This window comes from Spirosoma taeanense, from assembly GCF_013127955.1.
In the GTDB taxonomy this organism is placed as follows: domain Bacteria; phylum Bacteroidota; class Bacteroidia; order Cytophagales; family Spirosomataceae; genus Spirosoma; species Spirosoma taeanense.
Map to the genome: position 1 here is coordinate 2,145,706 of NZ_CP053435.1, position 20,238 is coordinate 2,165,943.

General features: G+C 54.4%; 16 protein-coding genes. 10 read left to right on the forward strand and 6 right to left on the reverse strand.

What is annotated here, in order from left to right; genetic code table 11:
- Positions 1-4: 4 nt before the first annotated feature.
- Positions 5-970, reverse strand: coding sequence for a Kelch repeat-containing protein (locus HNV11_RS09080; RefSeq protein ID WP_171739357.1), 966 nt, complete (start codon positions 968-970; stop codon positions 5-7).
- A gap of 252 nt (positions 971-1,222) precedes the next feature.
- Between HNV11_RS09080 and HNV11_RS09085 the strand changes: the two genes are divergently transcribed.
- The 3 genes from HNV11_RS09085 to HNV11_RS09095 all read left to right on the forward strand — a co-directional run bounded on the left by HNV11_RS09085 (position 1,223) and on the right by HNV11_RS09095 (position 5,317).
- On the forward strand, positions 1,223-2,872 hold the full coding sequence (locus HNV11_RS09085) for a catalase (RefSeq protein ID WP_394353885.1): 1,650 nt from the start codon (positions 1,223-1,225) through the stop codon (positions 2,870-2,872).
- Positions 2,873-2,986: 114 nt separating this feature from the next.
- On the forward strand, positions 2,987-3,919 hold the full coding sequence (locus HNV11_RS09090) for an NADP-dependent oxidoreductase (protein WP_171739359.1): 933 nt from the start codon (positions 2,987-2,989) through the stop codon (positions 3,917-3,919).
- A 312-nt stretch (positions 3,920-4,231) separates the two neighbouring features.
- Entirely contained in the window at positions 4,232-5,317 is a 1,086-nt protein-coding gene (locus tag HNV11_RS09095) for a fasciclin domain-containing protein (RefSeq protein WP_171739360.1), read from the forward strand.
- Positions 5,318-5,398: 81 nt separating this feature from the next.
- Here HNV11_RS09095 and HNV11_RS09100 read toward each other — a convergent pair whose 3' ends face one another.
- Both HNV11_RS09100 and pheS read right to left on the reverse strand, forming a co-directional pair.
- Positions 5,399-6,598 (reverse strand): exodeoxyribonuclease VII large subunit, encoded by a 1,200-nt coding sequence (locus HNV11_RS09100; RefSeq protein WP_171739361.1) that lies wholly within the window; start codon positions 6,596-6,598, stop codon positions 5,399-5,401.
- Positions 6,599-6,688: 90 nt separating this feature from the next.
- On the reverse strand, positions 6,689-7,732 hold the full coding sequence (pheS, locus tag HNV11_RS09105) for a phenylalanine--tRNA ligase subunit alpha (protein WP_171739362.1): 1,044 nt from the start codon (positions 7,730-7,732) through the stop codon (positions 6,689-6,691).
- Between the two features lie 369 nt (positions 7,733-8,101).
- Between pheS and HNV11_RS09110 the strand changes: the two genes are divergently transcribed.
- Both HNV11_RS09110 and HNV11_RS09115 read left to right on the forward strand, forming a co-directional pair.
- Complete coding sequence (locus HNV11_RS09110; RefSeq protein WP_171739363.1) at positions 8,102-8,533, forward strand: LytR/AlgR family response regulator transcription factor; 432 nt, start codon at positions 8,102-8,104, stop codon at positions 8,531-8,533.
- Between the two features lie 252 nt (positions 8,534-8,785).
- Positions 8,786-9,202, forward strand: coding sequence for a LytR/AlgR family response regulator transcription factor (locus HNV11_RS09115; RefSeq protein ID WP_171739364.1), 417 nt, complete (start codon positions 8,786-8,788; stop codon positions 9,200-9,202).
- 200 nt (positions 9,203-9,402) lie between these two features.
- Here HNV11_RS09115 and HNV11_RS09120 read toward each other — a convergent pair whose 3' ends face one another.
- The gene (locus HNV11_RS09120) at positions 9,403-10,077 is read right to left on the reverse strand and encodes an outer membrane beta-barrel protein (protein WP_171739365.1); all 675 of its coding nucleotides are present in this window, start codon (positions 10,075-10,077) and stop codon (positions 9,403-9,405) included.
- Positions 10,078-10,307: 230 nt separating this feature from the next.
- Here HNV11_RS09120 and radA point away from each other — a divergent pair, with 230 nt between their 5' ends.
- A complete protein-coding gene (radA, locus tag HNV11_RS09125) occupies positions 10,308-11,693 on the forward strand; it encodes a DNA repair protein RadA (RefSeq protein ID WP_171739366.1) in 1,386 nt (461 codons plus the stop codon).
- A 44-nt stretch (positions 11,694-11,737) separates the two neighbouring features.
- On the opposite strand, the gene HNV11_RS09130 is transcribed toward radA, so the two are convergent.
- A complete protein-coding gene (locus HNV11_RS09130) occupies positions 11,738-12,241 on the reverse strand; it encodes a DinB family protein (RefSeq protein WP_171739367.1) in 504 nt (167 codons plus the stop codon).
- A gap of 122 nt (positions 12,242-12,363) precedes the next feature.
- On the opposite strand from HNV11_RS09130, the gene HNV11_RS09135 reads away from it, so the two are divergent.
- Positions 12,364-13,242 carry an alpha/beta fold hydrolase gene (locus tag HNV11_RS09135; RefSeq protein WP_171739368.1) on the forward strand — a complete coding sequence of 293 codons (879 nt, stop codon included), beginning with the start codon at positions 12,364-12,366 and terminating at the stop codon, positions 13,240-13,242.
- Between the two features lie 59 nt (positions 13,243-13,301).
- Here the strand turns inward: HNV11_RS09135 and HNV11_RS09140 are convergent, their stop codons facing one another.
- On the reverse strand, positions 13,302-14,195 hold the full coding sequence (locus HNV11_RS09140) for an AraC family transcriptional regulator (RefSeq protein ID WP_171739369.1): 894 nt from the start codon (positions 14,193-14,195) through the stop codon (positions 13,302-13,304).
- Positions 14,196-14,330: 135 nt separating this feature from the next.
- Between HNV11_RS09140 and HNV11_RS09145 the strand changes: the two genes are divergently transcribed.
- Genes HNV11_RS09145 through HNV11_RS09155 form a run of 3 tightly spaced genes read left to right on the forward strand, consistent with a single transcriptional unit; the run spans position 14,331 to position 20,231 of the window.
- Entirely contained in the window at positions 14,331-15,218 is an 888-nt protein-coding gene (locus tag HNV11_RS09145) for a sugar phosphate isomerase/epimerase family protein (RefSeq protein WP_171739370.1), read from the forward strand.
- A 42-nt stretch (positions 15,219-15,260) separates the two neighbouring features.
- On the forward strand, positions 15,261-16,373 hold the full coding sequence (locus HNV11_RS09150) for a Gfo/Idh/MocA family protein (protein WP_171739371.1): 1,113 nt from the start codon (positions 15,261-15,263) through the stop codon (positions 16,371-16,373).
- Positions 16,374-16,418: 45 nt separating this feature from the next.
- Complete coding sequence (locus tag HNV11_RS09155; protein ID WP_171739372.1) at positions 16,419-20,231, forward strand: PVC-type heme-binding CxxCH protein; 3,813 nt, start codon at positions 16,419-16,421, stop codon at positions 20,229-20,231.
- Positions 20,232-20,238: the final 7 nt, after the last annotated feature.

A 20,238-nucleotide genomic window follows, 5' to 3' on the forward strand; every position in this document is an offset into this window, starting at 1 on the left:
TCGGTTATTTCAGCACCTCAACCGTGTTCAGTTCCGGGCCACCACCGTGATTGGCTGAACCCGCCACGATATAAATTTTGCCTTCGTGTACAACGGCCTGCGTACCATGCCGCCCCTGCTTGAGCGTAGGCCCGGCTGTCCAGCGGTTGGTTTTGGGGTCGAGGGCTTCGGCCTCGTTATGCGCCAGCAGCTGCACGGTCTCGCCCCCAATGATCCAGACCTTGCCGCCCTGCGTTACAGACGTAGCGCCCGCCCGCTGGGTCGGAATGTTCGACGTAGCGGGCAGGGTTTCCCAGCGGCCCGTTTTAAAATCATACACGTCAACTTCCGCAATGGTCGTCTCCAGGACTTTATTAATGCGGGCCGTTGAGTTGCGTCCGCCCGCCAGATACATCTTATCGCCGACGACAGCCGCGCTGATGTGGTCGCGGGTGCGGGGGGCGTCGGTCAGGCGTTTCCAGGTGTTGGTTTTGGGGTCATATTCATCCAGCCACGCAACGTGTCCGTCCCAGTGCCCGTCCATGATGCCGCAAACCATGTAAATCTTGTTGTTATACACCACCACACCTGCCGATCCGCGCAGCCGCTCGGTCGGAATCTCCGGCCCCTTTCGCCAGGCTCCCTGTTTCGGGTTATAGATATAAATGTTGGGGATAGGCTTCTCGTGCGGATAACTGCCCGTAAAGGCACCCATTACATAAATCTCATTCCCGTAGCTGATGGCCTGGAAATGGTTCATCTCGACAGGGGGTGTGGGGAGGGTTCGCCAGACGAGCGTTTTCAGATTCAGGGCTTCCAGGGGTTTCATGCCGCGTCCGCCGATCGCGTACAGACTGTCGCCAATGAGCGTAGCCGCATTTTCATGCCGGGTGATGCAGGTATTCTGGGTAGTGACGGGCTGCCAGGACTGCGCCTGAACCGTAAGACTGGTACTGAGCAAACCCAGACAGCCGAGTGTAGAGAGTTTCATGAATATAAACCGGGTGGTTAATGGCGTGACGATGCGGCCGGACCGGGCGGACATCGTCTGAGAGCGAAAAGGGCTTTTCTGAACCGAACCTACTGATTCGAACAGCTCCATTTCTGAAATACTGCTACTTTGGGCTGTGCCCTGAACCCGTTGATTCTACGCAGCTTTAAAATGACATCCTTAATTTCTCTGTTTTTCTGCAAACCATTTTCCAGACAGGCCGTTAAAATGGCTTAGATGTGATCTATAGAAATTATGGAAACAAATCAGAACGGCAATGGTCAGAACGGACATCAGCCGACGTCCGGACCGCAATTCGGCGCCACAGGTCTGCAGCCGCAGGACCAGCCGACCGATCAAACCCTAACCACCCGGCAGGGTCATCCGCTGACCCACAACCAGAACGTTCGCACCGTTGGTAGCCGCGGACCAACGACGCTGGAAAACTATCCCTTCCTCGAAAAAATCAGCCATTTCGACCGGGAGCGCATCCCCGAACGCGTTGTACATGCGCGCGGTGCCGGTGCTCACGGCGTGTTTGAAGCCTACGGTACCGTTGGCGACGAGCCGGTAGCAAACTATACGCGGGCTAAATTATTCCAGGAAAAAGGGAAGCAGACGCCGGTTTTCGTGCGGTTCTCGACCGTAATCCACGGTGGGCACTCACCCGAAACGCTGCGTGACCCGCGCGGTTTCGCCGTGAAGTTTTATACCGAAGATGGTAACTGGGACCTGGTTGGGAATAACCTGAAGGTGTTTTTTATTCGCGATGCCATGAAGTTTCCTGACCTGGTCCATGCGTTTAAACCCGACCCGGTTACGAACCGGCAGGATGGGCACCGTATTTTTGATTTTATCAGCAATACGCCCGAGGCCATGCACATGATTACGTTCCTGTTCTCACCCTGGGGAATTCCGGCCAACTACCGGCAGATGCAGGGTTCGGGCGTGAACACGTATAAGTGGGTGAACGAGGCTGGCGAAGCCGTTCTGGTGAAATACCACTGGGAGCCGCTGCAGGGCATCAGGAACCTCACCCAGCCAGAAGCCGAAAAAATTCAGGCTAAAAATTTCAACCATGCAACGCAGGATCTGTACGATGCCATTGAAGCGGGCAACTTCCCGGAATGGGAGCTGATGGTGCAGATCATGAGCGATGACGAGCACGCCGAACTGGATTTTGATCCACTCGATGACACCAAGCTGTGGCCGCAGGACCAGTTTCCCTGGCTGCCGGTGGGTAAGATGACGCTCAACAAGAACCCGGAGAACTACTTCCATGAGGTTGAGCAGGTTGCTTTCGGTACGGGCGTACTGGTCGACGGTCTGGATTTCTCCGACGATAAAATGCTGCAGGGTCGTACGTTCTCGTATTCCGATACCCAGCGGTACCGGGTAGGTACCAATTACCTGCAACTGCCTATCAATGCGCCGAAAAAGCACGTGGCGACCAACCAGCGCGACGGTCAGATGGCCTATCGCGTGGATACCGCACCGGGGCAGAACCCGCACGTGAACTACGAGCCGTCGTCGATGAATGGTCTTAAAGAAGCGCCCAAGACGTATCCGGATCATAAGCCTTACATTGCGGGCAATCTGATGCGTCAGCCGATTGAGCGGACGAACAACTTCAAACAGGCCGGCGAACGCTATCGCTCGTTTGAAGACTGGGAACGCGATGACCTGATCAACAACCTGGTCGATGCGCTGTCGGGCGCACAGCAGGACGTACAGAACAGGATGATTGAGCTGTTCACGCAGTGTGATGAAGATTACGGTCGGCGCGTACGCGAAGGACTGCAGCAGATGAGCAGCAGCACCAATGGACAGGTGAATGTGCAGGCTGGTCACGAAGCGGCTGAGCAGGCTGAAAAACAGTCGCACGAAGCACAGCCTTATTAATGAATTTTATCTTTTAATAGGAAGCCGAATCCCCGCGCGAGCTCGTGCGGGGATTCTTATTGGTATAAATGGCCAGGTTAACTTGCCGGAAAATTTTCAATCAGTAATAAACGTATGAAAGCGGTTGTATTAAAGGATTGGGGTGATGCTGAGAACTTCTCGGTTCAGGAGGTAGCGAAACCAGCGATCCGACCCAGTGAGGTGCTTGTGCAGGTAAAAGCCTTTGGCGTAAACCCCGCCGATTTCAAAACCCGTAGCGGAACGGCGCCGTATGCGAAAAGTTACGGACACCCAATTATCCTGGGTTGGGACATGGCCGGCGTTGTTGTTGAAGTGGGCGCTGAGGTCACCGGCTTTAAATCCGGCGATGCGGTTTATGGTATGGTCAATTTTCCGGAGCCCGGCCAGGCTTATGCGGAGTATGTTGCCGCGTCGGCCGCCCATCTGGCGCTGAAACCTGCCGAACTATCGTTCGAAGAGGCCGCAGCCGCGCCCTTGGCCGTCCTGACGGCCTGGCAGAGCCTGACTGAACATGGACATCTGCAGGCGGGTGAGAAAGTACTGATTCAGGCCGCTTCGGGTGGGGTCGGGCATCTGGGAGTTCAGCTGGCGAAAGCCCTCGGTGCTTACGTCATCGGCACGGCTTCCGGTAAGAACGAAGAGTTTGTGCGGTCGCTCGGCGCCGACGAATTCATTGATTATACGAAGGCTAACGTAGAAGACGTCGTGTCGGATGCTGATCTGGTCTTCGATACGGCCGGCGCCGACACCATTTTTGCCTCGGCAAAGGCGCTCAAACCCAATGGTCGACTGATCTCGATTGCCTACGGGGCGATGGATAAAGTTCTGGCTGTTCGCCCCGACATTCGGGCCGAACGGATTCTGGTGCATACCAGTGGCGATGATCTGAAAACCATTGGTCAGTTCATTGCGGAGGGTAAGCTGAAAATTGAGGTGAGTCAGGTGCTGCCCGCCGACCAGATCGCCGAAGCGCATCAGCAACTGGAAAGCCGCCGGACCACCGGCAAGATTGTACTGACTTTCTAAGCAGATTCCACTCAATAAAACAATGCCCTGATTCTGAACGAACATATCGGAGTCAGGACATTGTTTTTACGGCTGATTAGTAACTGATAGCGCAAGGATTGAAACTACTGATTATCAGCCAATTGCCTCATTTATCTAAACGCTTGTCTTCCACCGAATTAAGCGGAAACGCTTGTCCCTCTCACTAATAAATGAAGTTTTAGGATAACAAATTTTTTTTTGGGAGCGTTAAAACCCAAACTACCTCGGGTCATCGGCTTGAATGATGACATGGTTTGGTTCAATAAATTCATTAAATAGTTTACTCAACGTATGGACATTCACTCAATTTTCAGAACGCTGCGACAGCTAACCGTCGCTGCATGTATTGGCTCAGCAACCTTCCTGATTGGCTGCTCCAAGGAAACGCCCGCACCGGCTCCCGGCACCGGCACTACGAATCCTGGCTCGGGTACGGTAACCAATCCAGGTTCCGGCACAACTACGAATCCGGGTTCGGGCACGACAACCAACCCCGGTTCCGGTACAATCGCTCCCGGCACGGTAGTGGCATCGGTTGATTATATCAAGCAGAAATCGAACCTGACCTTCCTGGCGGCAGCGATTGCCCAGGCAGGTCTAACGGCCGAACTGAACAAGGCTGCGCTGACCATATTTGCGCCTTCGGACGACGCCTTCAAAGCCGCTGGTTATGCCAGCGTGGCGGCTGTCAGCGCAGCACCAGCTGCTGATCTGCAGCGGCTTCTTCGGTATCACGTCATAGGCTCACTTATTGACTTGTCTTCCATACCGACAAAGGTCAATACGTCGTACCAGACTACACTGGCCGATGCCCGCGTATCGGTCTATAAAGTTGATAAGAGTAACGTAAGCATCAACGGGGCCAAGGTTACCGAGGGCGACATTCCTACAACGGGAAGCACGATTCATATCATCAATAAAGTGCTGACGCCACCCACGCAGAGCGCCGTTGACGTATCGAAAGCTAATTCAGACCTGTCGCTCTTTACGGCGGCCGTCAGCCGGGCCGGAACGACCGTTCAGGATCTGGTGACCAAGAATTCTGAGAATGGAGTTACCATTTTCGCACCGAACGATGCGGCCTTCAAAGCCGCTGGCTATGCCGACGCAGCTGCAATCCAGGCGGCTGATCCTAAGGTATTGGCCGATCTGCTGGCCTATCATATCCTGAACTACCGGGCTTTTGCGCAAACGTTCCAGAACGGATCGGAAGTGGTAACGGCGCAGGGTACCAGCATCAAGTTTAACGTCAGTGGCGATAAAGTGACGATTACGGGTAAAGGAAACGGCACCAACGTAGCCAATATCCTGCGGTCTGACCTGATTGCCAATAACGGCGTCATTCACGTAATCGACCGGGTGCTGCTTTTCAAGTAGCCCTTCTCCCGTAAAGAGGTAGTTTAGAAAAACGCCCAGTCCTGGCCAGGACTGGGCGTTTTTCGTTTGGGTTTTCCGCCCTTAGGTTTTAACCGTAACGATTCCATCGTGCAGTTGCACCTGAAGCGTCTCGCCCGTTTGAACATTGCCCGCCTGCGTCAGAATATGGCCATTGCGAAGCAGCAGGGCATAGCCGCGCCGGAGCACGTTGGCCGGATCGAGGTGGCGGAGCGTAACGGCTTTCTCAGCGAGGTCTGTATGCCGGTCGCGGAAGAAGTTGTGCAGCACAAACCGCATCCGCTCGGTCTCAGCGTCGAGGTGTTCGCGGGCCGTTTGCAGCGCGTCACGTGCTACCAGGCCCAGCCGGTCGCGAAGCAGCAGGCAGCTTTCTTCAAACTGACGGTTATGCTCAATCAGAAAGGCGGCTGCCTTCGTGGGCGTCTTCACGCTTTCGTGGCAGAGCATATCCGCAATGCTGACGTTCCGTTCATGCCCGATGCCGGCCAGAATCGGGATGCCGAAGCCTGCCACGGTCTGCCCCATCAGATACGTATCGAACGAGCCAAAATCCAGTTGTGAGCCGCCCCCGCGAACAATAACAACGGCATCGTAAGGAATCTCGCTGAGCCGTATCCGTTCCAGTTGGGCGCAGATGGCCCGCTCGGCGCCCTTGCCCTGCACCTGCGTAAGATATTCATCCACGACAAAATCGTACCGGAACGGATTCTGTGCCAGCTCGTGCCGGAAGTCGCGCCAGCCGTCGGAGCCGGGGGCGGTAATCAGGGCCAGTCGCTGCATTACCGCCGGACGCGGTAGGAGCTGGTTAGCCGTAATGTACTGGCCGGCTTCAAGCCAGATCAGTTCCGGATGATCCTGAACAAGGGCGTCAAGCACCGCCTGCCGTTCGCGTTCGAGGTTGCCGAGCGTATAGGATGGGTCAATCTGCAGAATCTCCAGCCGCAGTCCATAGACCGGGCTATAGCCAACCGACACCAGCAGCAGCAATTGAATATTCCGCGCAAACGCTACGCCCGTGGCGGATTCGAACTCGCGGATGGTGTGGTAGTTCCGTCGCCAGATGCAGGCTTCCAGTTTAGCCAGCGTGCCACCCGAAGTTGTTCCGGACTCGCGCTCAATCAGCGTCAGAAAACAGTAACCCCGGTCGGGGTAGTTTTTGATGTCGCTGGTTTCGGCAATCACCCACATGGCCTTCTGTCCGAATGCATCGTCAATGACGGCTTCGAGCGTAAAGGCTAAATCAGAAAGACGGATGGGAGACATGATTGTTGAGTGATTAAGTGAATGAGTGATTGAGTGAAGCGCTGATAATACGTTTTCGCTAAATCACTCATTCACTCAATCGCTCAAGTATTACAATCCTTCAAACTGGCGCAGGAAACGCACGTCGTTTTCGGTGTAGAGCCGCAGGTCGTTGACGACGTATTTCAGTTGCGTAATCCGCTCGATGCCCATACCAAACGCAAAGCCAGTATATTCTTCGGGGTCAATGCCGCAGTTGGCGATGACCTGCGGGTCAACCATACCCGAACCGGCAATTTCGACCCAGCCCGAATGTTTGCAGATGTTACATCCCTTGCCGCCACAGATCTGGCAGGAAATGTCGATCTCTGCGCTTGGCTCCGTGAAGGGGAAGTAAGAAGGCCGGAACCGAATCTGCGTGCCCGGCTCAAACATCTCCTTGACGAAGTGATAGAGCGTGTCCTTCAGGTCTTTGAAGCCGACGTTACGGTCAATGTAGATACCTTCTACCTGATGGAAGAGGCAGTGTGCCCGCGCCGAAATGGTTTCGTTCCGGTACACCCGACCCGGCATGATCGACCGAATCGGCGGTTTTTGTCGCTCCATCAGCCGAATCTGAACGTTTGACGTATGCGTCCGCAGCAGGATGTCGGCCCCCGACGCTTCCTCCCCGACTTTCTCGACGAAGAACGTGTCCTGCATATCCCGGGCAGGATGGTTGTCGGGGAAGTTCAACGCCCCGAAATTATACCAGTCCGATTCGATTTCGGGTCCATCGGCCACGTTAAACCCAATACGCTCGAAAATCTGGATGATACGCTGACGAACCAGGCTCAACGGATGCCGGGTACCCGTCAGGTTCGGGATGGTGGGCAGCGTCAGATCAACCGGCGGGGCGCTGTTGGCGGCCGACTGCTGCTTTTCAATCTGCTGGCTAAATCCATCAAAGCGCTCCTGCGCAAAATTCTTCAGGCCGTTCAGCTCCTGACCAACCGCCCGGCGGTTCTCAGCCGGAACTGTTTTCAGTCCTTCAAACAACTCCGTAATCACTCCTTTACGGCTGATGAAGCGCATCCGGAATTGCTCCAGATCTTCCTTCGATGCAACATCGAACCGCTCTATTTCTTCCTGTATAGCTTTAACGTTCTCCAGCATACGCTCACTTATTTCACACTTGCAAAGACAAAGGTACGCAAAACCGCTTACAGCCGCCGTGTTCAGAGGTGCGTCGCTTTGTCAACAGTTGAGGTCAATTTTACACAATTTGTCAAAAGTAGGTGACAACAAAGCAGCCGAGAAAACGGAATTTTAGGACAAACAAATCGGCGAAATAGCTCTGTGAAATAGAGAGTTATGTAGGCAAGTTTCTTTATATGATTTTTTTTAGACAAGTAGGTCTGATTGTTGCTGTCATGAATGGTGTTGTACCGAACAATTCTTTAGGCAGGGGAATCTAGTAAAGTACAGTAAAGCGCTGACTATCAGCTATAAGTTAATCACCATAAATCATCACTCAAAGCGACTATGAAAACATTTGCCAACGACTCGATTTTCGATCCCATGTCTATGCCGTTCCACAAAAGTGTGGAAAAAATTGCCGATTCATCTTGCCTGCAAAAATTGTTGATTCCGTTTTACGATCGTAAACGCACCGTTTCGGTCGATGAGATTGTCCGGCTGGAAGGTTCAGGAAATTACACTAATTTTTTCCTGAAAGATGGGACGAAAATGTTGGTTTCCCGTACGCTGAAAGAATATGAAACGCTGCTCGACGGCCAGGCTTTTGTTCGGGTACACAAGTCGTGCATTGTTAATTTGGGTTTTGTCCGGAAGTTTTTCGTTAAAAAAGAAGGTGAACTTGAGTTGACGGATGGTCAGCAGGTGAAAATTTCACGTCGGCGGGCGCAGATGTTCATGGATCGAATCCGCGATTTCCAGCCGATTGCGTTAAGTTAATATTCAGGACGGGTTTATTTCCTTAACTACGGTCCGTAGGTCCCCCCATGCTCAACTACGTAGTTTTACGTAATGAGGTGGGTACATTCACTCGAAGATTTTGAATTAAAAGTCCATAAGGGCTTGATTAGCAATAGGTTGACCTGAGAGGGTGAGCACCTGCTAATCAAACCCTTTTTTTAGCGCCCGTATCGGCGGAGTAGCTTTGTTTCATCAAGCACGAATCAAACGCTAAACCAAGACTATCCCGATATGGAAGCTACCCTTTTCCCCGCTCAACCGCTTTCGGTTTCTCCCCAATTTCCGGCTTCATACCAGCGTGGTACCAGCCGCATAGCGTTGCCTTATCTAAACCGTACCATCTTTATTTCGGTCGATGATGTCCTGTGTTTACAGGGCGAAGGCAATTATACATTTCTGTATACCCGCGACCGTAAGCGGTACCTTGTTTCGAAGACACTGAAGGAATTTGAAAAAACGCTCGACAGTACGCTGTTTCTCCGAATTCATAAATCGTATATCATTAACCTGGCTTACGTACAGCGGGGCGTTTACAATAAAGAACGCCAGGTTCGGCTGGCCGATGGGCGTGAAGTTGCTATTTCACGTCGGCGGATGAAGGATATTTCGTGTCAGCTGGCACAATACTGGCAGGGACTCTATAACTAACAAAACGTTGGGAAGCGCAAATTGCCGCTTGCCGATCGTCATTCATTGGGGCCTCTCAGCAACTAATTTAGTGGGTTAATTGAACAAGACAACCGTTGCTGCAAACCTCCGGGCCGACAGCAGCGGTTTGTTTTTTGAGCCGATAACAAAAGCGGGGCGTCATCAGCTGATGACGCCCCGCCCGTTTTCAGAAGTTGCGGCTACAACAGCCGGTAAGCCAGCGTAATCTGCCACGACTTCAGGCGCTGGCTAAATTGGGCTCCAGAGTCATTGATTTGGGCAACATCGGAGATATTCCCCTGATAACGAACGTCGATTCCCAGCGAGCCGAGGTCCAGACCGCCACCCACCTGGTAGCTATAGTAGGCTTTTGACCACGCATCGTTGAGCGAACCGTTGGTGTATTGCCGCAAGGCGTCGCCCAGCCGCTGATTGTCGTCAATGCGCAGGGAAACGACTGGCCCGGCCATCACGCGGAGCGGCCCGCCCTTGATACCCAGCAGAACCGGTATGTCGAAGCTGCTCGTCCTGATCGTTACTTCCTCCGCCTGGTTATTACGGACTACACTGAAGGCCGCTTTCTGAGTCGTGTACAGCACTTCGGGTTGAAGAAACAGATTCTTGCCGAAGCGGGTATAAACCCCGAATGACGTGCCGGTTCGGCTGTCGAAACTATCGCGGAGGTTATCCCGGAAGGTCTGGCCATCAACACTTACGTTCGGAGAACCGTTTGCATTCGCGCGCGTATTGATGAAACTGCCAAACGTTAGTTTGGAAAGATTGACGCCCCCCTTTATTCCAACCTGAAAACCACCCTGCGCGAAGGTCAGGGCCGGGAGTAGCGTAAGTGTAGCGAAAAGCAGTACTTTTTTCATACCTGGTTGCATTGATAGTGAAACATTGGATTTAACGTGGATTTATCGGGGGCGGTATGGCAGGTCAACTTATTTCGAGGAAACGGCGTTCTTATTATAGGCAGTAACCAGCCCGCAGCCAGCCATTTTTTACGTTCTGTTCCGGTTGGATGCGCCGGCTCCGCTTAGGTTTAGTTTTGCCTTCTTTTTTTCTGATTGCTGCACACTCACTACTGCCTTTACTGTTGACAATGGCCAAGTTAAAAACCTCCTATTTCTGTCAGAATTGCGGCCAGCAGACGGCCAAATGGATGGGACGCTGCCCAACCTGCGGAGAATGGAATACGATTGTTGAAGAAGTTGTTCAGAAAGACGAGCCCGAAAAAGGCGGCTGGCGCAGTCCTTCGGCCGGGCCGGGCGGTCTGAAAATCGCGGCCAAGCCGAAAGCCCTTCATGCCATCAACTACGAGGAACAGCCGCGCATTCGCACCACCGACGCCGAGCTGAACCGGGTACTGGGCGGGGGCATCGTGCCGGGGTCGTTGGTGCTGATCGGAGGGGAGCCGGGCATCGGTAAATCAACCCTGCTGCTGCAGATTGCCCTCGGTCTGGCCGGTATGCGCGTCCTCTACGTATCGGGTGAAGAGAGTGAACAGCAGATCAAGATGCGGGCCGAACGACTGGAAGCGCCGACCAGCGACTGCCACATCATGACCGAAACATCAACCCAGAACATCTTCCGGGTGGTGGAGCACTTCGAGCCGGAAATCCTGATCATCGACTCCGTGCAAACCATGCAGTCGTCGCTGGTGGAGTCGGGGGCGGGCAGCGTTTCGCAGGTGCGCGAATGCACGGCCGAGTTCATGAAGTACGCTAAAGAAAGTGGCGTGCCGGTGTTCATGATCGGCCACATTACCAAGGAAGGGTCGCTGGCCGGACCAAAGGTGCTTGAGCATATGGTCGATACGGTGCTGACCTTCGAAGGCGACCGACATACGACCTACCGGATTCTGAGGACGACCAAGAACCGTTTCGGCAGCACCGACGAACTGGGCATTTACGAGATGCTCGGCTCTGGTCTGCGGCAGGTGAGCAATCCGTCCGAGATCCTGATTTCGCAGCGCGACGACGCGCTGAGTGGCGTTACGATTGGCTCGATGCTCGAAGGCAATCGACCTCTGATGATCGAGTCGCAGGCTCTGGTGAGTGTGGCTACGTATGGTACACCCCAGCGCAGCAGCACCGGTTTCGACGCCAAGCGGCTGAACATGCTGCTGGCCGTACTGGAAAAACGCGGTGGGTTCCGTCTTGGTCAACAGGATGTGTTCCTGAATATTGCGGGTGGACTTCGGGTGGAGGACCCGGCCATTGATCTGGCCGTATGCGCGGCTATTGTGTCGAGCTACGAAGATATTGCCATTCCGCCGTCGGTGGCGTTTGCCGCCGAGGTAGGGCTGGGTGGCGAGGTCCGCGCCGTCAGCCGGATTGAGTCGCGGATTGCCGAAGCCGAAAAACTGGGCTTCAAGGAAATGTTTATTTCAAAGTATAACCTCAAAGGTCTGGACACCAAAGGATTCAAAATCAACATCAAACCTGTGTCGCGGCTGGACGAAGTATTTCAGGGCGTGCTGATGTAGGGAAGAGTCAGCTGCGGGCCGGAAAGCTGGTATTATCAGCAACCTTAGTCCACGGATAACCCGTACAGGCCCATCGGCTGCTCGATGGGCCGCAGCGAACCACCCAGCCGGGCGATGGTGAAGTAGTGGTGCGCTTCGTGGAGAAGAAACAGTTCGGTCCAGCCCTCCACCGTCATTGGACCATACAGCGGGTGAAGGCCCACCCGCGTGAGCAGTTCTTCGTGCAGAATACTCAGAAAGGCGTTGAGCGTGGCCCGCTCCCCCCGCATCCGCTCCAGGAGCTCATAAAAACCCAATTGCGTCCATTCCGGAAAGCCGGGGTCCTGTTCGGCTACGTAACGATCGAAGGACGGCATGACTTCGGCGTTGATCTGCTGTACCCGGTCCAGAAAAATCTCCTGATACCGGCCCAGATGCGCCAGATTCTCGAATATTGACCACTTGTCGGAGTGGGGGCGCTGCCGAAGCTGGTCTTCGGAGAGGCCGAACAGCAGGTGGTTGAGCGCATCAGGCTGGTTAGCCAGGCGGGCGAGCAGGGAGGGCTTCATGAGACGAGTTTAAATCAACGGCAAAATACACCCAGCCGTGAATCCAAAACAAACCATTTCGCGTAGCTACAGTTAATTTACTCAATAGCTTAACTCAACTAAATTTAAAATTTACGCTCGTTATGAGTTACATTAAAGTAGGCTCGGATGCGTCCGGCAACGACATTAACCTGTATTATCAGGATTTAGGAACGGGTCGGCCCGTTGTCCTGATTCATGGCTGGCCGCTGAGCAGCGCCATGTGGGATTATCAGCTGGCCGAACTGCCGAAACATAACCTGCGCGTTATCGCTTATGACCGCCGGGGTTTCGGACAGTCATCAAAACCGTTTGACGGATACGATTACAACACGCTCGCCGACGATCTGAAAGTTATTCTCGATACGCTCGATCTGCACAATGCTACGCTGGTCGGTTTCTCGATGGGTGGGGGCGAAATAGCCCGTTACATGAGTCGCCACGGCGGAGCGCGGGTCGGTAAAGTCGCTTTCGTGAGTTCGGTGACGCCGTATCTGCTTAAAACCGACGATAACCCGGATGGCGTAGATAAAGAAACATTCGATGATATTGTTGACCAGCTCAATAAGGACCGCGCCGACTTCCTGCAAACTTTTGGTAAGCAGTTCTACGGCGTCAATCTGATCAGCCATCCCGTTAGCCAGGCGCACCTCGACGGTGATTTCACGCGGGCATACATGGCTTCGCATAAAGCAACAATCGACTGCGCCAAAGCTTTCGCCGAAACCGATTTCCGCAACGACCTGACGCAGATACACGTACCGTCGCTGATTATTCACGGAGACGCCGATAAGACCGTGCCCATTGAATCCTCCGGCGAACTAACGGCCAATGCCCTGCCTAACGCACAATACATTGTGTATGACGGGGCTCCGCACGGTTTGTTCTATACCGAAAAAGACCGCCTGACCGACGACCTGCTGACCTTCATCCAGGAGGGAGTATCGGTACGTCAGCCAGCCGGCTCGACTATAATTTATTAGGCAAGAGTAGCAGCGTACAAAACGACCCGCTTTTAATAAAGGCGGGTCGTTTTGTTTGGTTAGAACTGCCGGTAGGTCTTTACGTAGCCCGATGGTGTCTGGCCAGTTATTTCCTTGAACTGACGATTGAAGTTGGAGAGGGTGCGGAAGCCACTCTCGTAACTGACCTGCGTAATGTTGAGCTGGCCGTGAAGCAGCAGCTTGCAGGCATGCCCCACGCGTACCTCCGACACAAACTCCGAGAACGTTTTATTAGCGCGGGCCTTGAAATAACGGCAAAAAGCCGGGGGCGTCATGCCCGCCAGATCCGCTACGGTTTCCAGACTGAGATCGTCCGGAAAATGGCTCAAAACGTACTCGTGGACCAACTGCATCCGGTCTGTTTCCGATACTTTAACCGTGTTGATATACCCCGGACTGGTCAGAAACCGGTAGTCCGTGGCCAGTGAAAGCTCATCCAGAAGGGTAAGCAGCCGAAGGACGCGTCCAAAACCCACGGGTAGCCTGGTCATTTCGAGCAGGGAAGCTTGTGCCCGAACGCGGGTTGGGCCGGTCCATTCCAGACCCCGGCGGGAGTGGTTGAGCAACTGCCGAAGCTGCCCCATTTCCTGCTTTTCGAAGAAATCGTTCCCTAAAAAATCGGCTGAGAAATAAACCACAATCCCTTTGGCGACAAGGGGCTTTTTGGTTTGTCCCGGCTCCAGCTGACGATTGAAATAGACCTGATCACTGCGCCACAGATGGGGCAGGTTTGGCCCCAGAAAAACCAGATCGCCCGGCCCAAAGGGTTTGATCGAATCCCCAATGAAGCGGGTACCGGTCCCTTCTTCCACCAGAAATAACTGGTAATGCGGATGAAAGTGCCAGTTTGGGTCAAAATGCGGCTCAACCAACTCTTTTACAGTAAACGAAGCCGCAATCGGTTCAAGGTCTTTACGAAGGGGACGTTTCATTCATTTACCTTTTTTTAACGCCTTTGGCAAAGGTATTGCAAACTTTGGGTGAATATAAAGTCAGTATTCGCAAATAAAAGCCGTGTTCATAAAATAGATACTGTTTAGCTTTGTTTAATTTTTTATTGACTAAATATGAATAAGCTTGGAATGAATCTGTTCGCCTGGACAATGACAATGGACGAGCAACTGGTCGATACGCTGTCATTTCTCAAGACGAGTGGGTTCGACTTCGTTGAAATTCCGGTCAGCGAGCCGAATATGAGTCAGCCAGACACCCGCAAATGGCAGCGGATCGGGCAGCAGCTCCGCGAACTGAATCTGAACGCGCAGGCCTGTGCTATCTGCGGACCGGAATACAATCTGATCAGCAGCGAAGAGGCCGTACGCCAGGCAGGTGTTACGTATCTGAAACAGATGGTAGACCACGCGCAGGCGCTGGGCGCAACGATCCTGATGGGACCGCTCTATGCCGGGTTTAAAACCTTCGAGGGACGCCCGGCTACAGAACAGGAGTGGGCCTGGTCGGTGGCGGGTATGCGGGAGGTGGCCGAGCACGCGCAGACGCGGGGGGTAATGCTGGCAATGGAATACCTGAACCGCTTTGAAACGTACTTGCTCACCTGCACCGACGACCTTGTGCGTTACGTAACAGCTGTCGATCATCCCAACTGTGGGGCCGCGTTCGATACGTTCCATGCTAATCTGGAAGAAAAGAACGTAGCCGATGCAATTCGTCAGGTAGCGCCCTATCTGGTTCACGTTCAGATTTCCGAAAACGACCGCTCGACGCCCGGACAGGGCCATATTGACTTTGATACGGTGTTTGCTACGTTCGACGAAGTGGGTTACGACGGTCCGATTGCCATCGAAGCCTTCGGTCCCAATCCGCCCGAGCTGGCAGCCGCTACGCACATTTTCCGGCCCATGTTCAGCTCGCCCGAGCAACTGGCAACCGACGGGCTGGCTTTTATAAGGAGCGAGTTAGCGAAAGAGCGAAAGCGTGTCGCGCTTACGTCCTGATCTGATCCACTCTTTCAATCATTCGCTCTTTCACTCTTTATTATGATTAACATCGCCATCGTTGGCCTCGGATTCGGGGCTGAATTTATTCCAATCTACCAGCGCCATCCGCAAACCAATATGTACGCGATCTGCCAGCGTAACGTCGAGAATCTGAATAAAATCGGCGACGCGTTTGGCATCGAAAAACGCTATACGAACTACGACGAACTGCTGGCCGATCCGGCGGTGGATGCGGTGCATATCAACTCGCCCATCCCGAACCATGCCGAGCAAAGCCTGAAAGCCCTGCGGGCGGGTAAGCACGTCGCCTGCACGGTGCCCATGGCTACTACCGTTGAGGAGTGCATGGAGATCGTGAAAGCCTGCAAGGAATCGGGTAAGAAATACATGATGATGGAGACGGTAGTGTACAGCCGCGAGTTTCTGTTCGTAAAGGAACTGTATGAAACGGGCGAACTGGGTAAGGTGCAGTTTCTGAAAGCCAGTCACCAGCAGGACATGGACGGCTGGCCCGATTACTGGCCCGGTCTGCCCCCGATGCACTACGCGACGCACTGCGTAGGACCGGTAGCGGGCCTGCTCAAACTGGAGGCCGAGTATGTGTCGTGCTTCGGTTCGGGTACGATTCGTGAAGAATTGGCTAAGATTCACAACTCGCCGTTCGCGGTCGAGTCGGCGCACATCAAGTTCAAGAACAGCGATCTGGCGGCTTATGTCTACCGGTCACTATTCGACGTAGCGCGACAGTACCGCGAAAGTTTTGAGGTGTATGGCGACAAAAAATCGTTCGAGTGGCAACTGATCGAGGATGAGCAGCCGGTTATTCATACGGCGAAGAAGCCCGAGCCGGAAATTCCGGAAAAGGTAACCGTACCGGATTACGCCCGTCTGCTGCCCGAAGTAGTTCAGCGCTTTACGACCAGGGGCGTGTACGACGCCGATGAGCAGCAGCACCTGTCGTTTACGCAGGGTGGTGGTCATGGCGGTTCGCACCCGCACATGGTACACGAATTTGTATCGGCCATTGTTGAAGACCGCGACCCGTTCCCCAACGCGGCTCAGTCGGCCAACTGGACGAGCGTTGGGATTCTGGCGCACGAGTCGGCCCTGCGGGGCGGGGAGATTATCAAGCTGCCTAACTTTACTATATAGCGCTGGTAGAGCAGGTAGTTGATTTACCGAAATGCTAACACAATCATGAAAAAACTCATCACCGCCCTCGGGCTGGTTGCCATTCTCACCCAATGTGTGCGCCAGTCGGGTACGCAGACCGCCGTTCGGTCGGGGCGTAATTCGGAGGCTATAAACGCCCGTCGAACCGAGATTCTGTTCCTGGGCGATAATGGTCACCATAAGCCCAGTGAACGGGTGCCCCAGCTAATGGCCGCCTTAGGCAATAAAGGAATCAATATTACCTATACCGACCGGCTGGAAGACCTGAACCTCGACAACTTGAACAAGTACGACGGGCTGCTGATCTTTGCCAACTGGGACAGCATTCCAAAGCCGCAGGAAAAAGCCCTCCTGGACTACGTTGCCTCGGGCAAGGGACTGATTCCGGTTCACTGCGCGTCATATTGTTTCCGCAACTCGCCCGAATACGTCGATAAAGTCGTTGGCGGCCAGTTCTGGCGGCACCGGATGGATACCATCCAGACCCGCTTTACGCAACCGAACAGCGCCCTGACGGCGGGTCTGGAGTCGTTTAAAGCCTACGACGAAACCTATCTGCACAGCCACCTGCAGGCCGACAACAACGTGCTGGCCGTTCGCCCGATTAAAGCCGATCAGGCCAAGGACAAGCCGGGTCAGGCCGAAGAGCCTTACACCTGGACCCGCCAGTACGGCAAAGGACGGGTGTTTTATACGGCCTATGGCCACGACGAACGGACCTGGAGCCAGCCCGGCTTTCAGCAACTGCTCGAACGGGGGATTCTGTGGGCCGTTGGCGATCAGGTGAAAAAACTGCACGACGATCTGAAGCCGCAGCCGTTTGCCTATCATGAGGCCAAACTGCCTAACTACGAAAAGCGCCCCGGTCCGCAGTTGCAGCAGGAGCCGCTTTCGCCGGAAGAGTCGATGAAGCACATTCAGGTGCCGGTCGACTTTACGCTCGATCTGTTTGCGCACGAGCCGAACGTCATGCACCCCATTGCGCTGGCGTGGGATGAACGCGGCCGTCTGTATGCCCTCATCACCAAGGACTATCCGAATGAACGTAAACCCGAAGGCGGGTCGGACTACATCGTCATCTGCGAAGACACCAATAAGGATGGCAAGGCCGACAAGTTTACCAACTTCGCCGAAGGGCTGAGCATTCCAACCGGAATGGTATTCGCCAATGGTGGGCTCTATGTTTCGCAGGCTCCGCACATGCTGTTTCTGCAGGACACGAACGGCGACGACAAAGCCGACGTAAAGAAGATTGTCTTTACGGGCTTTGGTACCTACGATACACACGCCGGTCCGAGCAACCTGCACTACGGTTTCGATAACTGGATCTGGGGCAGCGTTGGCTATGCCGGTTTTAAAGGAAAAATAGGTGCCGACAGTCTGAAGTTTGGCCAGGGCTTTTTCCGGTTTAAGCCCGATGGCTCGAGACTGGAGTACGTAACGAGCACTTCGAACAACACCTGGGGGCTGGCTTTCAACGAAACCGGCGATGTGTTCGGCAGCACGGCTAACAACTCGCATGGCTGGTATATGGCTATTCCGAGCCGGTATTTCCAGAGCGGGGCGCACCTGCGCGAAAACGGCAGCCGCAGCACCGATACGCATAAGGACATGAAACCCATTACGCCCCAGGTTCGGCAGGTTGACGTGTTCGGAGGCTTTACGGCCGCGGCAGGCCACAACCTGTATACAGCCCGCGCTTTCCCGAAAAATTACTGGAACAAAGTTGCCTTCGTTTCGGAGCCGACCGGGCATATTCTGCACCAGAACGTCATGCAGAAACAAGGTACCGATTTCCAGGATGCCGAAGGCGCGGGTGTTGGTTTCAACCTGATGGCCGGAGCCGATGAGTGGTTTGCACCCGTATTTGCCGAAGTAGGCCCGGATGGAGCCGTATGGGTCGTGGACTGGTACAGCTTTATCATCCAGCATAACCCGACGCCACAGGGTGCTACCAATGGCTCAGGGAATGCCTATGAAACGCCCCTGCGCGACTTTACGCACGGACGGATCTACCGCGTTGGCTATAAGAACGCACCGAGTTACACGCCCATGACGCTGAGCAAAGACCGCCCGGCCGAACTGGTCGCAGCTTTGAAAAACAACAACATGTTCTGGCGGACAACCGCCCAGCGCCTACTGATCGAACGGAACAACAAGGACGTTGTGCCCCAGTTGATTGAGTTGGTCAAGGATCAGTCGGTGGATGAGATTGGTATCAATCCGGCGGCTATCCATGCGCTATGGACCCTTCAGGGGCTGGACCCGCAAATGACTTCGCTATCGAACGAGGTTGTCGCGTCGGCTCTGAAACATCCCTGCCCGGGCGTTCGGAAAACAATCGTGCAGGTCCTACCCCGGAATCCGGAAACGGCTGCTACGTTGCTTCGGGCCGACATGCTGAACGACAAAGAACCGCTGGTTGTCCTGAATACCCTGCTGGCCTTTTCGGAGATGCCGCAGAGTCCGGCGGTGCAGAAAGCCGTTCTGGCCCGGTTGGATAAATCGTCTGAGGTGAACGACCGCTGGATGCCCGACGCCTTTGCCGTTGTGCTGAACAGCAATAACGGACAACTCATGAAGGCGTATCTGCGTCAGTCAGTGATGAACGCACCCGCCCGCCCGGCTCAACCGACCCCTTCTGAGCCGATGAACCACCAGGGCCATACGGGCATGAAGCAAAGCGGAGGGCCTAACCCGCCGATGCCCCGGGCGCAGAGCACGGGCACCGATGACCCAACGAAACCCGACCTGCTGGTGGCTGCCATCCGGACGGACCCGGCTTCGCCCGCCGTCCGGGAAGGCGCCAAAATCTTCGTTGACGTAACGAACGCCGGCGGTGTGGCTATTCCGGCCGGAACGCCCATCCCGCTATCGGTGCAGATTGAAGGTCCGGCCGGCGTGTCCGACAAGGCGAAGATCAATTATGTGAGCGTAACCCATACTGCCGGTATCAAGCCCGGTGAGACGGTCACGATCAGCAAAGGCAACAACGGTCCCTGGAGTACCGATTTTGGGGTGATGTTCGAGCGAGCGGGACAGTACACCGTGACGGTGATGCTCGACCGGGACAACATAATTGCCGAGGGGAATGAGCAGAATAACAACGCTACCCATCCGCTTACATACCGATCTCCGCAGAGTCTTAGTGCCTACGTGCTCGAACGGGCCATCCGCAGCTATGCCTCCACCGCGCCGATTGATTCGGTCGTGGCGCTGCTTCGTAAAACGCAGACAATGGACGCAGCCCAGAGCGCGGCTATCGTTAAGGGGGTTGCTGAAGGCTGGAACCTCAAACAGAAAGCTACCCTCGGCGAGGCTGACAAAACGTTTCTGGCTAGACTGGGCGGTAGCGTGTCGCCTGACAATCGGGAGCGGCTCAACCGGCTTTACGAAGCCTGGGGCATTACGAAAGAAGAGCCTGCCGACCCGAATGTAGAGGTTGTCCGGCTGAAGACGGTTCGCGAAGAGATGCGGTATGATAAGAAAGAGTTTACCGTAACGGCGGGTAAGCAAATCGAGCTAGTGCTCGAAAACCCCGACGCGATGCAGCACAACGTGGTGATTGGCAAACCGAAAAGCATGGACGCGATTGGCGCAGCCGCCGACAAACTCATTACGGCCAAAGACGGTGCTGAGAAAAGCTACGTACCCAGCATTCCGCAGGTTATCGCGGCTACGCCCCTGGTCAACCCCGATCAGACGTACCGGCTTAAGTTTACAGCGCCGGCAGCACCAGGTGACTATCCGTTCGTGTGTACGTTCCCGGGTCACTGGCGAATCATGAACGGCGTCATGAAAGTCGTGGCAAATCGGCCTGTTACGGTCAGTAAATAAGTATTGG

What these genes read in the sequence shown, in the direction of transcription:
- radA (WP_171739366.1), top strand. Translation starts at nt 10,308, where the DNA reads ATGGCCAAGTTAAAAACCTCCTATTTCTGTCAGAATTGCGGCCAGCAG.
- HNV11_RS09120 (WP_171739365.1), bottom strand. Translation starts at nt 10,077, where the DNA reads ATGAAAAAAGTACTGCTTTTCGCTACACTTACGCTACTCCCGGCCCTG.
- pheS (WP_171739362.1), bottom strand. Translation starts at nt 7,732, where the DNA reads ATGCTGGAGAACGTTAAAGCTATACAGGAAGAAATAGAGCGGTTCGAT.
- HNV11_RS09150 (WP_171739371.1), top strand. Translation starts at nt 15,261, where the DNA reads ATGATTAACATCGCCATCGTTGGCCTCGGATTCGGGGCTGAATTTATT.
- HNV11_RS09135 (WP_171739368.1), top strand. Translation starts at nt 12,364, where the DNA reads ATGAGTTACATTAAAGTAGGCTCGGATGCGTCCGGCAACGACATTAAC.
- HNV11_RS09100 (WP_171739361.1), bottom strand. Translation starts at nt 6,598, where the DNA reads ATGTCTCCCATCCGTCTTTCTGATTTAGCCTTTACGCTCGAAGCCGTC.
- HNV11_RS09080 (WP_171739357.1), bottom strand. Translation starts at nt 970, where the DNA reads ATGAAACTCTCTACACTCGGCTGTCTGGGTTTGCTCAGTACCAGTCTT.
- HNV11_RS09140 (WP_171739369.1), bottom strand. Translation starts at nt 14,195, where the DNA reads ATGAAACGTCCCCTTCGTAAAGACCTTGAACCGATTGCGGCTTCGTTT.
- HNV11_RS09130 (WP_171739367.1), bottom strand. Translation starts at nt 12,241, where the DNA reads ATGAAGCCCTCCCTGCTCGCCCGCCTGGCTAACCAGCCTGATGCGCTC.
- HNV11_RS09145 (WP_171739370.1), top strand. Translation starts at nt 14,331, where the DNA reads ATGAATAAGCTTGGAATGAATCTGTTCGCCTGGACAATGACAATGGAC.
- HNV11_RS09115 (WP_171739364.1), top strand. Translation starts at nt 8,786, where the DNA reads ATGGAAGCTACCCTTTTCCCCGCTCAACCGCTTTCGGTTTCTCCCCAA.
- HNV11_RS09095 (WP_171739360.1), top strand. Translation starts at nt 4,232, where the DNA reads ATGGACATTCACTCAATTTTCAGAACGCTGCGACAGCTAACCGTCGCT.
- HNV11_RS09155 (WP_171739372.1), top strand. Translation starts at nt 16,419, where the DNA reads ATGAAAAAACTCATCACCGCCCTCGGGCTGGTTGCCATTCTCACCCAA.
- HNV11_RS09090 (WP_171739359.1), top strand. Translation starts at nt 2,987, where the DNA reads ATGAAAGCGGTTGTATTAAAGGATTGGGGTGATGCTGAGAACTTCTCG.
- HNV11_RS09110 (WP_171739363.1), top strand. Translation starts at nt 8,102, where the DNA reads ATGAAAACATTTGCCAACGACTCGATTTTCGATCCCATGTCTATGCCG.